Source organism: Pseudomonas sp. NPDC090592 (assembly GCF_044769185.1).
Lineage (GTDB): Bacteria > Pseudomonadota > Gammaproteobacteria > Pseudomonadales > Pseudomonadaceae > Aquipseudomonas.
The window spans coordinates 23,998-39,307 of the sequence record NZ_JBIVXJ010000030.1; the positions used below are offsets into that span (position 1 = coordinate 23,998).

A 15,310-nucleotide genomic window follows, 5' to 3' on the forward strand; every position below is an offset into this window, starting at 1 on the left:
GGGCTGCGCAGCAGCCCCTTGGGCCCCTCAATACCGCTGCAGATGCTCGGCAAACGTAGCCCCTTGATAGCGGTCACGGAACAACCCGCGCTCCACCAGTCGCGGCACCACTTCATCCAGAAAGCTGTACACCGAGCCAAACGAGCCCCCCGGCGCGGCAATGAAGCCATCCATCACCCCCGCCTCGGCCCAGTCGGCAATTTCTGCCACGGCATCGTCGACCGTGCCAATCACTTGCCAGTGCGCCGCCGATAACACTTCCGGGCGCATCAGCAGTTCTTCTGGCAGCAGCGATTCACGCTCGATCAAGCGCCGTAGCAGGCTCACATGCGTGCGGCTGGCGCCGGGCAGCAGTTGCAGCGGCGGCAAGTCGGCAGCATGAATGCGTCGGTCGCTCGGCCAGTTGGCCAGGTCGATGCCGATCATCTTCTCGATGGCGGCGTACTTGCGTGCCTTGTCTACCCGGGCGTGGGTTTGCATGAACAGTTCGCGTGCCTGCTGGCGAGTGGGTGCCAAGTACAGGCTCAGGCCGGGCAACAGGCGAACATCGTCGGCCTGGCGGCCGTGTTTTTGGGCTCGGCGAGACAGGTCGCGGCGCAGGTCCGCCGCCGCGGCCTGGTCGGGTGTAGGGGCAAAGACGATGTCGGCAATGCGGGCAGCAAAGTCACGACCGCTGTCGGATGCACCCGCCTGGATCAACGGAATGCGTGCGCCCTGTTCGGGCAGGTTCAGCGGGCCCTGTACCTGCAGGAAGTCGCCTTGGTGGTTGATTGGCTGGACGTGCGCCGGGTCGGCGTAAACACCGTTCTCGCGGTCGATGCGCAGGGCCTGTTGCGGGAAGCTGCGCCACAACCGCTGCACCACCTCGGTGAACTCGGCGGCACGGGCATAACGCTCTTCGGCGCTGGGCATGGCTGCCAGGCCGAAGTTCTCGTGGCCTTGCAGGGCAGTGACGATGTTCCAGCCGACCCGGCCTTGGCTTAGCCAGTTCAGTGACTGCAGCTGACGCGCGACCAGGTAGGGGGGGAAGAAGGTGGTCGAAACAGTCGACACCAGGCCGATACGGCTGGTTTCGCGGGTGAGCGCGGCCAGTAGCACGGTGGGGTCGAGGCTGGTGAAGCCCGAGCCGCTTTGCAGGGCGTCGGCCACCACGCAACTGACGTCGGGGCGGAACACGAAGTCGAGGTGTGCGGCTTCGGAGCGGCGGGCGATGTCCATGGCGAAGTCGCTGCCGAACAGCGTTTCGACGCGGCTGTCGGCACGCCGCCAGCCTTCGCCGCTGAGCCAGGTGGGGGCAAGCGACATGCCGATGTGCAGGCCTTTTTTGAATGTCATCAGGGTCTCCGGTTGCTGGCTATCGAAGATTTGGGGCCGCTTTGCGCCCCTTCGCGGGCACGCCCGCTCCCACATGGATCGCACTGAACCTGTGGGAGCGGGCGTGCCCGCGAAGGGGCGCAAAGCGGCCCCGGTTGGTTTCAGAAGGCGCCTTTGATGCCTACACCCAAGGTACGCGGTTCGGTCATGCTCGCTTCGATACCGCCGATGCCCCGGTTGGTCTGCATGTAGGTCGGGGTACGCTCGTCAAACACGTTCTTGACGTAGGTGTACACCTGCACCTGTTCGCTGAAGCGGTAGCTCATGCGCGCATCGGCCACGGTGTAGCCATCGATGGCATAGCTTTTGGTGTTGGCCACGTCCGAGTAGTAGCCGTCGATGTGCCGCACCTGGGCATTGAGGTTCAGGCGGTCGGTAATGTCCCAGCTCGGGCCGAAGCTGACGGTGTAGCCGGGTGAGCGGGCAAATTCGTTGCCGGCGTAGCTGCTGTTGGCGTCGATGTCGTCGATGCGGGTTTGCAGGGCGCCGGCGCTGGCCTTGAGGGTCAGGTTGTCCAGCACCCGGTAGTCCGCCGACAGCTCGAAACCATAGGCATGGGCCTTTTCGGCGTTGATGGTGTAGGACTGGGTCAGGCCAGAGGCAAGCACCACCGGGATGTTGTACTGGGCATCCTGCATGTCCATGTAGAACAGGTTGGCGTTCAGGTGCAGGCGGTCGTCCAGCAGGCTGGCGCGGGCGAACAGCTCGTAGTTCCACATGCGCTCATCGTCGAATTCCTCGAAGCGCTTGCTGCTCAGGTTCAGCGACACGCCGCCCGGGTTGTAGCCGCGGCTGACCATGCCGCCGACGGTCCATTGTGGGGTCAGGGCGTAGGCCAGCGACACTTTGGGCAGCAGTGCGGTAAAGGTCTTGTCGTAGTCCAGCCCGTTGGCGGCGAACGGCGAGGTGCCGCTGCGCTGGATCTGGTCCTGCTGCAGGCGCAGGGCGGTTGTGAGCGTCCAGCGGTCATTCAGGCGGTAGCTGGCTTCGCCGAACAGGCCCAGGTTGCGCTTGGTGTCGTCGAAGTCCGAGGTGCCGCCGTAGTACAGCACTTCGTCCGAGTCGGTGCGTGCCAGGTACAGGCCGGCCATACCGCTAAGGGTGTCTTGCTGCTCGCCGAAGGTGATGCGGCTTTCGTTGGAGAAGTTTTTCTGCCGGATGTCGGCGTCGCCGCCGTTCGCCACGCCAATCACCCGGTGCACGTTGGACAGCGAGTACTGGGTCTGGTTGAACAGCTTCATGCCGTTATCCAGCTCGTAATCCACGTCGACAATGTGCGTGTTGCTCTGCTGGTGCCAGCTGGGCATGGTCGCGCCGGTGTGGTTCAGGTCGTGGAACGGCCGCGAGGCTGCTTCCTGGGTGGGGCGGTTGGAGTCGCCGTGGGCGAAGGTGTACTTCAGGCCCAGGCCGGGTACCGACGCGGGCAGCCACAGCAGCTTGCCGCGCAGGTTCAGGGCGCGGAAATCCTGGTCGGTGTTGTGGCTGGCAAACGAGGGGTTGGTGTAGTCGATGAAGGTGTCGCGCGCCGAATAGTCCAACGCCAGGCGCCCGGCGAGGTTGTCGGTGAGTGGCCCGGACACTGCCAGCGAACTGCGCCGCGAGTGATAGCTGCCGATCTCGGCCTGGTACGCCGCCTCGGGGTCAAAGGTCGGGTCCTTGGTCTTGACCACGATGGCACCGGCGATGGCGTTGGCGCCTTGGCTGGTGGTCTGCGGGCCGCGATACACCTCGATGCTGTCCACGTCCCACACCGAGGGTGCGCCAAAGTACATCTCGTTGTAGTTCAGGTAGTGCCCATCGAGGTTGATGGTGGCACGCGGCACGGTGCCGCCCCAGAACACATTGGCGCCGTTGTTCGGGCCCTGGGTGTCCTGGCCGCGAATGATCGGCGCGCCCACCGTGTCGGTGTAGATCACGTTGGGCACGTCGTTGAGCACTTCGTGCACCGAGGCGTTGCCGGTCTTGAGGCTGTCGATTTCGCCGGCGTTTTTCACCGACACCGACGAGGCAGTGTTGCGCAGGTCTCGTTCGACCTTTTCGCCGCTGACCAGTACAGGGGCAAGCACCAGTTGCGCGCTAGCGGCAGTGGGGGCTTGTTCGGCCAGGGCGTGGGGTGCAGCAAGCAGGGTAGACAGGGTCAGCACACCGAATCCATGGCTGATCGAGCGTTGCGCAGGGTACTTCAAGACAACCTCCAAATGAGAACGATCCTCGTTTGCGGCGCAAGGTATCACGGTGCCATTGCGTTCCGCAATAAAGAATCTATTCCTCAAAGTGGTATGGTGATGCCTGTGTTTGCCAGCACGCGCGCCAGGCCGGGGTTGCTGGCGGTATGATAGGCAGCCGCGCTAACCGGCCACCGTGATGGCGCCTGGCCGGATAATCAGAAATGAGGAGATAGCCCCGTTGAACACTTTGCAGTCCCCCGCCGACACGGAGCCGGAAAGCCCGGGCGAGAAGCGTTCCGGCACCATCCAGTCGGTGTCGATCGCGGCGCGGTTCCTGAATGTGCTGGCCAATGCGGAGAACGAACTGAGCCTGGGTGAGGTGGCCCGCCGCACCGGTACCGGCGGTTCCACGGCGCACCGCTACCTGCAGAGCCTGGTGAAGGAGGGGCTGGCCAGGCAGGACCCGGCCAGCGCGCTGTACGACCTGGGCCCGGCCGCGCTGAGCATCGGCATCGGCGCCCTCAAGCGTGTGGATGCTGTTGAAATTGCCGCCCGGCACATGAAGGGGCTGGCCCAGCGGCATGCCGCCAGTGGTGGGGTGGCGATCTGGACCGACCGTGGCCCGACCCTGGTGCGTTGGTACCGCAGTGCCTATTTCTCGATCAACCCGCTGGCGTTGGGCGACATCCTGCCCATCGACAACACCGCCTGTGGGCTGATCTTCCAGGCGTTTCTCCCCAAGGCCACCATCGATGCCGCCCGCAAGTTGCAGCCTGCGCATTTTCGCGGTACTGCGCCCAGTGCCAAGGTGCTGGAGCAGATCCGCCAGCATTGCTGGGCCGAACTGACCAGCCACCTGCTGTCCAGCGTGACTGGCCAGGCGGCGCCGGTGTTCGATGCGCAGCAGGAGATTGTTTGCGTGATGACCACCGTGACCGACCTGGGGCAGCTGCGGGCACCGGAGGATCGACAGGCGTTGTTCCATGAAGCAGGGCAGGTCAACCAGGCTACGGGTGGGCGCATGCTGGGTGCGCCAGCGCCGGTTTTACCGGAATAAGCACCTTCGCTACCCGGCCGGATGAAGGTTGCAACCTCGCGCGATCCCTGTGGAAGATTGCCCAGCCCATTGGGCTGCGCTGTCGCGCAGAGAACTGATTCGGGGCGCACCGCGTACCCTGTGGGAGCGGGCGTGCCCGCGAACACGGGCGAAGCCCGTGCCATCCAACGCGTCGCCTGTTTCGCGGGCACGCCCGCTCCCACAGGTTCTACTGCCTGAACTATTTGTTTCTGCCGGCCTCGGTAAGCCGCCCTCGCGGCACCAGCATCGGCGTACCGCTCACCGGGTCGTCGATCACCAGCCCCGACAGCCCGAACACCTGCTGCACCAACGCCTCGGTAAAGATCTCTGCCGGCGCACCCTGGGCAACGATGGCGCCGTCGCGCATGGCCACCAGGTGGCTGGCGTAGCGGCAGGCCTGGTTCAGGTCATGCAGCACCGCCACGATGGTACGGCCCTGGCGGTTCAGGTCGCGCAGCAACTCCAGCAATTCGAACTGGTGGGCAATGTCCAGATAGGTGGTGGGCTCGTCCAGCAGCACCAGTGGGGTGTCCTGCGCCAGGACCATGGCAATCCAAACGCGCTGACGCTGGCCGCCAGACAACGCCTGCAGCGGCCGTTCGGCAAGGTCTTCGATGCCGGTTGCATGCATCGCCCGCTGTACCGCCTGCTCATCCTCGTCCGACCACTGTTGCCACAGGCGCTGGTGCGGGAAGCGGCCGCGCGCGACCAGTTCGGCCACGCGGATGCCGTCCGGTGCGTTGGCGCTCTGTGGCAACAGGGCCAGGCGCCGGGCCACGTCCTTGGCGGGGCGTTGCTGGATGTCCTGGCCATCGAGCAGCACCTGGCCGCAACTGGGGGCCAACAGCCGTGACAGCGCCGCCAGCAGGGTCGACTTGCCGCAGGCGTTGGGGCCGACAATCACGGTAAAGGCGCCATCGGGGATGTCCAGCGACAGGTCGTGCGACAGCGTTCGGTTATCGCGGCGCAGGGTCAGCGCGCGGGCTTGCAGGCGAGGGCTCATGGTGGGTCCTTGGCAACACGAAATTTGCGGAACGTATTCTACATTATGGAATTATCTGTATGAGAAGTATTATCATGCGCAGCTGACTCCTCCAAGGCGAAGCCCATCGATGAAGCGTTTTCGAGTTTGTGCAGCACTGGCCGCCGTCGCCCTGACGCTGGCTGGCGTAATCCCGACCGCAGCGGCCACACCTGCGCGCATCGTTTCCACCACTCCGAGCGTGACCGGCATCCTGCTGGCCATGCAGGCTCCGCTGGTGGCCAGCGCCGCCGCCACGCCCAGCCGGCTGACCGATGGCAAGGGCTTTTTCTCGCAGTGGGCAGCGGTGGCCGACCAGCGTGATGTGCAGGTGCTGTACCGCAACCTGCAGTTCGATATCGAGGCCGTGGTGGCCAGCGCGCCTGACCTGCTGGTGGTATCTGCAACCGGGGCGGACAGCGCTGCGCCACACCTGGCGGAGTTGAAGGCCCAGGGCGTGCCAACCCTGGTGGTGAACTACTCCAACCAGTCCTGGCAGGAACTGGCCACCGAACTGGGCGCACGCACCGGGCTGCAACAGCAGGCCAAGGCCGTGATCCAGCAGTTCGACGATTACACCCGCGAAACGGCAGCTCGCCTGCAGCCCTCGCCAAGGCCGGTTGTTCTGATCGGCTACAACATCGGTGGCAGTTATTCCATTGGCCGCACCTTCAGCCCGCAAGCCCGGCTGCTGACGGCCCTTGGCTTCCAGGTGCGGGAGCTGCCTGAGGCCATGGCAGGGCAGGTGATTCGCGCCACCGAGTTCCAGTTCATTTCCCGCGAGAACCTCGCCGCTGCCATTGGTGATGCCGATGTGTTCCTGCTCAGCGCCGACGACAACGACGCTAAAGCCTTCCGCGACGATCCGGTGCTGGCCAACCTGCCTGCGGTGCAGCACCAGCGCGTGTACCCGCTGGGGCCCAGTTCGTTCCGCATCGACTACTACTCCGGGCGGCAGATGCTCGACACCGTTGCCGGCTACTTCCGCTGAACATGGCTGGCCAAACCTTGCGCCCTGCGCTGTTGGCAGGGCTGGTGCTGCTGTTGGTGGCAGCGCTGGCGAGCCTGTTGATCGGCTCGCACCCGATTGCCTTTGGCGTGGTGTTCGATGCCCTCTACCACCCCGACCTGCATAACGATGAGCACCTGATCGTGCGCGAGCTGCGCGTGCCACGCACACTGGTGGCGCTGCTGGCAGGCCTGGCGCTGGGCGCGGCAGGCACGGTGATGCAGGCATTGACGCGCAACCCGTTGGCCGAGCCCGGGTTGCTGGGCGTCAATGCCGGGGCTGCGCTGGCAGTGATCCTTGGCGTGGCGCTGTTTGGCCTGACCCAGGTCAGCCAGTACATTCCACTGGCCTTCCTGGGTGCCGGTATCGCCGGCGTTGCCGTTTTCCTGCTTGGCCAGGCGAGGGCTGGCGACAGCAACCCGGTGCGGCTGGTACTGGCCGGGGCGGGGCTGAGCATGCTGCTGGCCTCGCTAACGGCGATTGTGGTGCTCAACACCCCGCCGCAGGTCTACGACCATTTTCGCAACTGGGCGGCAGGCTCGTTGGCGGGCAGCAGTGCGGCGGCGTTGCCGTTGCCGACCTTGGCCATCGCCTTGGGGCTGGCCCTGGCGGCAGCCTTGATGCCGCAGCTCAACGCGCTGGCGCTTGGCCGTGACCTGGGCCGGGCGCTGGGGGTGAATGTGCGTCTTACCTGGGCGTTGGCTTGCGTGGCGCTGATGTTGCTGGCCGGCAGTGCTACTGCCATTGCCGGGCCAATCGGTTTCGTCGGCCTGGTGGCGCCACACCTGGCCCGCTTGCTGGTTGGCCCGGACTACCGGCGCATGCTGCCGTATGCAGCCTTGATCGCTGCCCTGTTGCTGCTGGGTGCCGATCTGCTTGGCCGGGTGCTGGCAGCTCCCGCGGAGCTGGCGGCCGGAACCTTGGCGCTGTTGCTGGGTGGGCCGGCCTTTATCGTACTGATCGGCAGGTTTCGCCTATGCCAGCTGTGAAGGGGTTGCGGGTGTTCCGGTGTGGGCCGCTAAGCCTGCGTTTCAGCCTGCGTGCAGTGCTGGTCTGTAGCCTGTTGGCGTTACTGGTGATGGGCCTGGCGGTGCTGCTGCTGGGCACAGGCAGCCTGCCGATTCGTGCAGGCCAGGTATTGGCCAGCCTGCTGGGGCAGGGTGACAACGCGATGGTGGAGCGCATTGTCAACCGCGTGCGTTTGCCGCGGGTGCTCACGGCGGTGATGGTGGGCGCGGCGCTGGGCATGGCCGGGGCGATCTTCCAGTCGATCGCGCGCAACCCGCTGGGCTCTCCCGATGTCATCGGCTTTACCACCGGTGCGGCGAGTGGCGCCATTGTGCAGATCATTCTGTTTGATGCCGGGCCGTTGGCCACCGCATTGGCGGCGGTGGCGGCTGGCATGCTCACGGCATTGCTGGTGCTGCTGCTGGCACGTCGAGGGCATGGCAGCCAGGGCTATCGGCTGGTACTGGTAGGTATTGGCATGGGCGCCACGCTGTCGGGCCTGAACCAGCTGCTGCTCGTCACCGGTGACCTTGACCAGGCACTGTTCGCCCAGCTGTGGCTGGCCGGTTCGCTCAACACCCGCACCTGGGCCCATGTGCTACCGGCAGCGTTGGGGCTCGCGCTGATCGTGCCGGTGGCTTTGCTGCACGGGCGTGAACTGGCGCTGATGGAAATGGGCGATGGCACGGCCAGCCAGTTGGGGGTGGCGGTGGAGCGTTCGCGGTTGCGGCTGGTACTTGCCGCCGTTGGCCTTACCGCTATTGCCACTGCCGCCGCTGGGCCAATTGCCTTTATTGCCCTGGCCGGGCCGCAACTGGCACGGCGGCTGACGCGCAGCGCCGGGGTGCCGCTGATGTGCGCCGCCTTGATGGGCGCAGCGTTGCTGCTGGTAGCCGACTGGCTGAGCCAGCGCCTGGCGGCGACGGCGCAATTGCCAGTCGGGTTGGTGACCGGGGTGTTGGGTGGTTGTTATTTGCTGTGGTTGATTACCGCCCAGCGGCGGGGGTAGTGCCAAGTTGTCAGGGGTGTTCGGCTTTAGGGCTTTTTCGCTCTTGAGATCGAGCGCCGCGCGGGCGGCGCTCGATCTACCAGGCCCTGAATTTCCCAAGGCGAGCCTCCTTGGCCCACAACCGCAGGTCGGTTTCAGGCTTTGCATGGTCGCTCGCACATAACCCTCTTGCGTAACAAGTGCCATGCTTGAAGGATGCCCAAGGACCAGCGCGCGCAGATGCGCGGCCCTGGGCAAGGAGGCCGTCAGCGCCGCGCAACCGTGACGTGGCCAGCGCGCCGCAGCAGAACACGCCGGACACCTGCCCCCACAATAATTCAGGCAGGGTCCGTGATGCCGAGGTCCGCTGTATGCCTGATGAACTGCTTCACCTGCCCGCGATCCAGCGCATTCTGGCCCGCGACAAGGACGCCCCCGGCGCCCTGTTGCCGATCCTGCATGCCATCCAGCACGACATCGGCTTCATCCCCGATGCCGCTATCCCCGAAATTGCCCATGCCCTGAACCTCAGCCTGGCCGAGGTGCGTGGGGTAATCAGCTTCTACCACGACTTCCGTACTTCACCGCCAGCGCGCCACACCCTGCGCCTGTGCCGCGCCGAATCGTGCCAGAGCCGCGGCGCCGAGGCCCTGGCCGCGCAACTGCGTGATCAGCTGGCACTGGACGACCACGGCACCAGCGCCGACGGTGCCATCAGCCTGCGCCCGGTGTATTGCCTGGGCGCCTGCGCCTGTTCACCCGCGCTGGAACTGGACGGCAAGGTGCATGCACGGCTCACCCCTGAGCGCCTGCGCGCATTGGTAAACGGTTGCCGGGAGGACGCAGCATGCTGAAGGTTTACATCCCCTGCGATTCGGTGGCCTGCGCCGTGGGTGCCGACCAGGTTGCCGAGGCCTTGCAACGCGAGGCCGAGCGGCGCCAGTTGCCGCTGGATATCCGGCGCACCAGTTCCCGCGGCCTGTATTGGCTGGAGCCACTGCTGGAGTGCGACAGCGCCCAAGGGCGCCTGGGCTTCGGCCCGCTCACCCCGCAGGATGTACCGTCATTGCTGGATGCCTTGGCGGGTGAGCCCGGTGGCCACTCGCTGGCGCTGGGCCCGGTCGATGAAATCCCGTACCTGAAGACCCAGCAGCGCCTGTTGTTCGCCCGCGCCGGCATCACCCGCCCATTGTCGCTGGATGACTACCGCACACAAGGAGGCTTCGCCGGCCTGGAGGCTGCCGTGGCAATGAACGGCGCCGATGTGGTCGCTGCCGTGCTGGATTCCGGCCTGCGTGGTCGGGGCGGTGCGGCGTTCCCCGCCGGCATCAAATGGCGCACCGTGCGCGATGCTGTTGCCGGGCAGAAATACGTGGTGTGCAACGCCGACGAGGGCGACTCCGGTACCTTCGCCGACCGCATGCTGATGGAAGGCGACCCGTTCCTGCTGATCGAAGGCATGATCATTGCCGGCCTCGCCGTAGGTGCCGACAGGGGCTACATCTACGTGCGTTCGGAATACCCCGACGCCATTCGCATGCTCGGCCAGGCCCTCGTCATCGCTCGTGACGCAGGCTACCTGGGTGGCGACGTAGCCGGCAGCGGCAAGGCCTTCGAGCTTGAAGTGCGGGTAGGTGCCGGCGCTTATATCTGCGGCGAAGAAACCGCATTGCTCGAGTCCATCGAAGGCAAGCGTGGCATCGTCCGCGCCAAGCCTCCACTGCCAGCGTTGCAAGGCCTGTTCGGCCTTCCCACGCTGGTGCACAACGTACTCACCCTGGCGTCGGTGCCGATCATCCTGGCCAAAGGCGCGGCGTTCTATCGCGATTTCGGCATGGGCCGCTCGCTGGGCACCATGCCGTTCCAGCTGGCTGGCAACATCCGCCAGGGTGGCCTGGTGGAGCGTGCATTCGGCCTGACCCTGCGCGAGCTGGTGGAGGGCTATGGCGGTGGCACAGCCAGTGGCCGACCGCTAAAGGCCGCGCAGGTCGGTGGCCCGCTCGGCGCCTGGGTGCCCCCCAGCCACTTCGACACCCCACTGGACTATGAAGCCTTCGCCGCCATGGGCGCGATGCTCGGCCACGGCGGTGTGGTGGTGGCCGACGACACCCTGAACATGGCCAGCATGGCGCGCTTTGCCCTGCAGTTCTGCGCGGAGGAATCCTGCGGCAAATGCACCCCGTGCCGCATCGGCTCAACCCGCGGCATGGAAGTGGTCGACCGGTTGATCGCGACCAGCGATTTCACCGAACGCCACGATCAGGCCCTGCTGCTTCGCGACCTGTGCGACACCATGCAGTACGGCTCGCTGTGCGCCATGGGCGGCATGACCGCTTATCCTGTGGCCAGCGCCCTCAAGTACTTCCCCGCCGATTTCGGGCTGACCACCATGGAGGCTGCGCAGTGATCAATTTCTTCGACCCGGCTTCTGATAAAAGTAGCGACCTCGGCACGCCGGCCCGTGACAGCGACGTGCAGGTCAGCCTGAGCATCGATGGCCGCGCCATCAGCGTGCCTGCGGGTACTTCGGTGATGCGCGCCGCCGCCATGCTCGGCACCAGCATCCCCAGGCTCTGCGCCACCGACAGCCTTGAAGCCTTTGGTTCCTGCCGCCTGTGCATGGTGGAAATCGAAGGCATGCGCGGCTACCCGGCCTCCTGCACCACCCCGGTCAGCGAAGGCATGGTGGTGCGTACCGAAACCCCGCGCCTGGCCGGCCTGCGTCGCAACGTGATGGAGCTTTACATCTCCGACCACCCGTTGGACTGCCTGACCTGTTCGGCCAACGGCAACTGCGAACTGCAGACCGTGGCCGGCCAAGTGGGCCTGCGCGAGGTGCGCTATGGCTACGACGGTGCCAACCACCTGGCCGAGAAAAAGGACGTTTCCAACCCGTACTTCGACTACGAGCCGAGCAAGTGCATTGTCTGTAGCCGCTGCGTGCGCGCCTGCGAAGACATCCAGGGCACCTTCGCCCTGACCATCACCGGGCGCGGCTTTGAATCGCGGGTGGCGGCGGCCGGCGGTGACAATTTCCTGGCTTCCGAGTGCGTGTCGTGTGGGGCTTGCGTGCAGGCTTGCCCGACTGCAACCCTGACCGAAAAGAGCCTGCTAAAGCTCGGCCAGCCCGAGCGTTCGGTGATCACCACCTGCGCCTACTGCGGGGTCGGTTGTTCGTTCCGCGCCGAAATGAAAGGCGACCAGCTGGTGCGCATGGTCCCGGACAAGAACGGCGGCGCCAACCATGGCCACGCCTGCGTCAAGGGCCGCTTTGCCTGGGGCTACGCCACCCACCCGGACCGCATCACCAAGCCGATGATTCGCAAGCGCCTGGAAGACCCCTGGCAGGAGGTGAGCTGGGACGAAGCGGTGACCTACGCTGCCACTGAGTTCCGCCGCATCCAGCTGAAGTACGGGCGTGATTCCATCGGCGGCATCACCTCCAGCCGCTGCACCAACGAAGAAGCTTACCTGGTGCAAAAACTGGTACGCACGGCATTCGGCAACAATAACGTCGATACCTGCGCGCGGGTATGCCACTCGCCCACCGGCTATGGCCTGAAGCAAACCCTGGGTGAGTCGGCGGGCACGCAAAGCTTCGACTCGGTGATGCAGGCCGACGTTGTGCTGGTGATCGGCGCCAACCCCACCGACGCCCACCCGGTGTTTGGCTCGCAACTCAAGCGTCGGCTGCGCCAAGGCGCGCGGCTGATCGTGATCGACCCACGTCGCATCGACCTGGTCGACTCGCCCCATGCCCGCGCCGACTTGCACCTGCAATTGCGCCCGGGTACCAACGTCGCCATGCTCAACGCCCTGGCCCACGTGATCGTCACCGAAGGCCTGTTGGCCCAGCGCTTCATCGATGCCCGCTGCGAAACCGAAGACTTTGCCCACTGGCGCGATTTCGTCAGCCAGGCCGACAACGCACCTGAAGTACTTGGCCCGGTCTGCGGCGTGCCTGCCGAGCAGATCCGCGCCGCCGCCCGGCTATATGCCACTGGCGGTAACGCGGCGATCTACTACGGCCTGGGCGTGACCGAGCACAGCCAAGGCAGTACCGCCGTGATGGGCATCGCCAACCTGGCCATGGCCACCGGCAACATCGGCCGCGAAGGGGTAGGGGTGAACCCGCTGCGCGGACAGAACAACGTGCAGGGCTCATGCGACATGGGTTCGTTCCCGCACGAGCTGCCCGGCTACCGGCATATTTCCAACGAGAATGTGCGCGCCGAGTTTGAGCGTGCCTGGGGTGTGACCCTGCAACCTGACCCGGGCCTGCGTATCCCCAACATGTTCGAAGCCGCGCTGGATGGCAGCTTCAAGGCCCTGTATTGCCAGGGCGAGGACATCGCCCAAAGCGACCCCAACACCCAGCATGTCACGGCGGCGTTGCACGCCATGGAATGCGTGGTGGTACAGGACATCTTCCTCAACGAAACGGCCAAGTTCGCCCATGTGTTCCTGCCGGGCAGCTCGTTCCTGGAAAAGGACGGCACCTTCACCAATGCCGAGCGGCGTATTTCGCGGGTGCGCAAAGTCATGCAACCGCTGGCCGGCAAGGCCGATTGGGAAGCCACCGTGGCCCTGGCCAATGCCTTGGGCTACCCGATGAACTATCGTCACCCGTCCGAGATCATGGACGAGATCGCACGCCTTACGCCCACGTTCCGCCGCGTCAGCTACGCCGAGATCGACCGTCATGGCAGTTTGCAGTGGCCGTGTAACGATGCTGCGCCCGACGGCACGCCGACCATGCACATCGACCAGTTCGTCCGTGGCAAGGGGCGCTTCATGCTCACCGGTTACGTGCCCACCGACGAAAAGGTCAACAACCGCTACCCGTTGCTGTTGACCACCGGGCGCATTCTTAGCCAGTACAACGTCGGCGCCCAGACCCGGCGCACCGGCAACGTGGCCTGGCATGATGCCGACCGCCTGGAAATCCATCCCGCCGACGCCGAAAGCCGTGGCATTGAGGACGGTGACTGGGTGGGCATTGGCAGCCGTGCCGGGCAGACTGTACTGCGCGCCAAGGTCAGCGCCCGGGTGGCGCCGGGGGTGGTCTACACCACCTTCCACTTCCCCGAGTCGGGCGCCAACGTGATCACCACCGACAACTCCGACTGGGCCACCAACTGCCCGGAATACAAGGTGACGGCGGTGGAGGTGGTGAAGGTGTTCCAGCCTTCGCAATGGCAGAAACGTTATCAGGACTTCAGTGATGAACAGCGGCGCCTGCTGAAGGAACGTCGCACAACGGAGCAAGCCGAGGTGCGCCGATGAGCAGCGACAACCTGGTCAAGATGGCCAACCAGATTGCCCATTACTTTGACAGCGAGCCGGACCGGGCGCTGGCGGTGCAGGGGGTGCGCCAGCATTTGCACAGCTTCTGGACCCCGGCGATGCGTCGGCAGCTGGCAGAGTGGATTGCAGCCAATCAAGGGGAGGGGCTGGACCCGAAGGTGCGCGAGGCGTTGGCGTAGAGACGACCTTTAAGGGTGCAACTGTCTTGCGCAGAACCTGAAGGCTGCACTGCCCCTGTGGGAGCGGCCTTGTGTCGCGAAAGGGCCGCAAAGCGGCCCCAGCAATTTCTGCATCGATGCTGATATCTGGGGCCGCTTTGCGGCCCTTTCGCGACACAAGGCCGCTCCCACATAGATCGCGTCTGCTTCAGCCTCGGGCTAATTCGGCCTGGTGCGCGATGGCTTCTTCGCTCTTGAGCACCAGCACATCACACTCAAGCGAATCCAGCACCACCTCCGACGTATTACCAATCAACGCTCCGGTAATCCCCGTGCGGCACACGGTGCCGATCACCGTCACCACGGCATCGAGCTGCTGTTCGAAATGCGGGATCAGCACATCCGCCGGCCCTTCAGCCACATGCAGGCGCTCATCGCTGATGTCGTACTCGGCCTGGAATGCCTTGCACGCTTCGCGGTACCGTTTTTCGATGGTCTCGCTCAGCTGATAAGCCGGGTCCGAGGCCGATAGCATCGGTGACGGGTGGGCACTGACGACATGCAATTCGCCCTTGGCCAGCTTGGCAATCTCAAACCCATGGTCAATGATGCTGGCATGCAGGCGGCGGTGGTCTTCGTCCTGGTTGCCCACGTCCACCGCAGCCAGGATCTTGCCGCCGGTCCATGGCCGCTCGCTCTTGACCATCAGCACGGCACACGGGCATTGGCGCAGCAGCTTCCAGTCACTGGGGGTGAGCAGGGCTTTTTTCAGCGGGTTGTCCGGGCGGTGTTCCTTGATCACCAGCTCGCAGCCCTCGGCTTGCTGCACGTGGACGATGGTGTCGTGCAGGTTGTCGCGCCAGGCCTCTTCATAGGTGACATTGTCGTAGCCGTCATCGTGCAGCTGGCTGCGCAACAGGCTCAGCAGCGCACTGTGCTCATGCCGCTTGTCGCACATCAGCAGGTGCAGGCGTGCGCCGGTGACGCCGGCGATCAGCTTGGCCCGGGTCAGCGCCCGGCTGTGGGCGTGCTCGGGGTCGAGGACGACGAGGATGCTGCGGACGGCTTGCATGGGCGTTAGCTCCCTTCAAAGGTGGCGACCAATGCCTGACTATAGTCGGCGCGCCCCCCGCTGGCGCTTGATGTACATCAACAAGCATAGTCACTGGCGCCGCCCGCCGCCGCCGGTATAATCGCCA

At 65.1% G+C, this 15,310-nt stretch carries 12 protein-coding genes; 8 read left to right on the plus strand and 4 right to left on the minus strand.

Annotated features, from left to right (window positions below):
- Positions 1-27: 27 nt before the first annotated feature.
- Together ACIQUI_RS22775 and ACIQUI_RS22780 are read right to left on the minus strand one after the other, a co-directional pair.
- Positions 28-1,335, minus strand: coding sequence for an NtaA/DmoA family FMN-dependent monooxygenase (locus tag ACIQUI_RS22775; protein WP_403202868.1), 1,308 nt, complete (start codon positions 1,333-1,335; stop codon positions 28-30).
- Between the two features lie 140 nt (positions 1,336-1,475).
- On the minus strand, positions 1,476-3,560 hold the full coding sequence (locus ACIQUI_RS22780; protein ID WP_403202870.1) for a TonB-dependent receptor: 2,085 nt from the start codon (positions 3,558-3,560) through the stop codon (positions 1,476-1,478).
- A gap of 220 nt (positions 3,561-3,780) precedes the next feature.
- Here ACIQUI_RS22780 and ACIQUI_RS22785 point away from each other — a divergent pair, with 220 nt between their 5' ends.
- Positions 3,781-4,599: a helix-turn-helix domain-containing protein gene (locus ACIQUI_RS22785; RefSeq protein ID WP_391132473.1), complete on the plus strand. Its 819-nt coding sequence runs from the start codon at positions 3,781-3,783 to the stop codon at positions 4,597-4,599.
- Positions 4,600-4,819: 220 nt separating this feature from the next.
- On the opposite strand, the gene ACIQUI_RS22790 is transcribed toward ACIQUI_RS22785, so the two are convergent.
- Positions 4,820-5,623: an ABC transporter ATP-binding protein gene (locus ACIQUI_RS22790; protein ID WP_403202872.1), complete on the minus strand. Its 804-nt coding sequence runs from the start codon at positions 5,621-5,623 to the stop codon at positions 4,820-4,822.
- A 109-nt stretch (positions 5,624-5,732) separates the two neighbouring features.
- Between ACIQUI_RS22790 and fepB the strand changes: the two genes are divergently transcribed.
- The 7 genes from fepB to ACIQUI_RS22825 all read left to right on the plus strand — a co-directional run bounded on the left by fepB (position 5,733) and on the right by ACIQUI_RS22825 (position 14,132).
- The gene (gene fepB, locus ACIQUI_RS22795) at positions 5,733-6,632 is read left to right on the plus strand and encodes a Fe2+-enterobactin ABC transporter substrate-binding protein (RefSeq protein ID WP_403202874.1); all 900 of its coding nucleotides are present in this window, start codon (positions 5,733-5,735) and stop codon (positions 6,630-6,632) included.
- A 2-nt stretch (positions 6,633-6,634) separates the two neighbouring features.
- Positions 6,635-7,639: a FecCD family ABC transporter permease gene (locus ACIQUI_RS22800; protein WP_403202875.1), complete on the plus strand. Its 1,005-nt coding sequence runs from the start codon at positions 6,635-6,637 to the stop codon at positions 7,637-7,639.
- Entirely contained in the window at positions 7,636-8,667 is a 1,032-nt protein-coding gene (locus ACIQUI_RS22805) for a FecCD family ABC transporter permease (RefSeq protein ID WP_403202940.1), read from the plus strand. Before ACIQUI_RS22800 ends, ACIQUI_RS22805 begins: the two co-directional genes overlap by 4 nt.
- A gap of 350 nt (positions 8,668-9,017) precedes the next feature.
- Positions 9,018-9,500 carry a formate dehydrogenase subunit gamma gene (locus ACIQUI_RS22810; protein WP_403202877.1) on the plus strand — a complete coding sequence of 161 codons (483 nt, stop codon included), beginning with the start codon at positions 9,018-9,020 and terminating at the stop codon, positions 9,498-9,500.
- Positions 9,494-11,053, plus strand: a complete 1,560-nt coding sequence (locus ACIQUI_RS22815; protein ID WP_403202879.1) for a formate dehydrogenase beta subunit — start codon at positions 9,494-9,496, stop codon at positions 11,051-11,053. Before ACIQUI_RS22810 ends, ACIQUI_RS22815 begins: the two co-directional genes overlap by 7 nt.
- Positions 11,050-13,932 (plus strand): formate dehydrogenase subunit alpha, encoded by a 2,883-nt coding sequence (fdhF, locus tag ACIQUI_RS22820; protein ID WP_403202881.1) that lies wholly within the window; start codon positions 11,050-11,052, stop codon positions 13,930-13,932. Before ACIQUI_RS22815 ends, fdhF begins: the two co-directional genes overlap by 4 nt.
- The gene (locus ACIQUI_RS22825) at positions 13,929-14,132 is read left to right on the plus strand and encodes a formate dehydrogenase subunit delta (RefSeq protein WP_403202882.1); all 204 of its coding nucleotides are present in this window, start codon (positions 13,929-13,931) and stop codon (positions 14,130-14,132) included. The genes fdhF and ACIQUI_RS22825 overlap by 4 nt, the downstream gene beginning before the upstream one ends.
- 187 nt (positions 14,133-14,319) lie before the next feature.
- Here ACIQUI_RS22825 and ACIQUI_RS22830 read toward each other — a convergent pair whose 3' ends face one another.
- A complete protein-coding gene (locus tag ACIQUI_RS22830) occupies positions 14,320-15,183 on the minus strand; it encodes a universal stress protein (RefSeq protein WP_403202884.1) in 864 nt (287 codons plus the stop codon).
- Between the last annotated feature and the right edge of the window lie 127 nt (positions 15,184-15,310).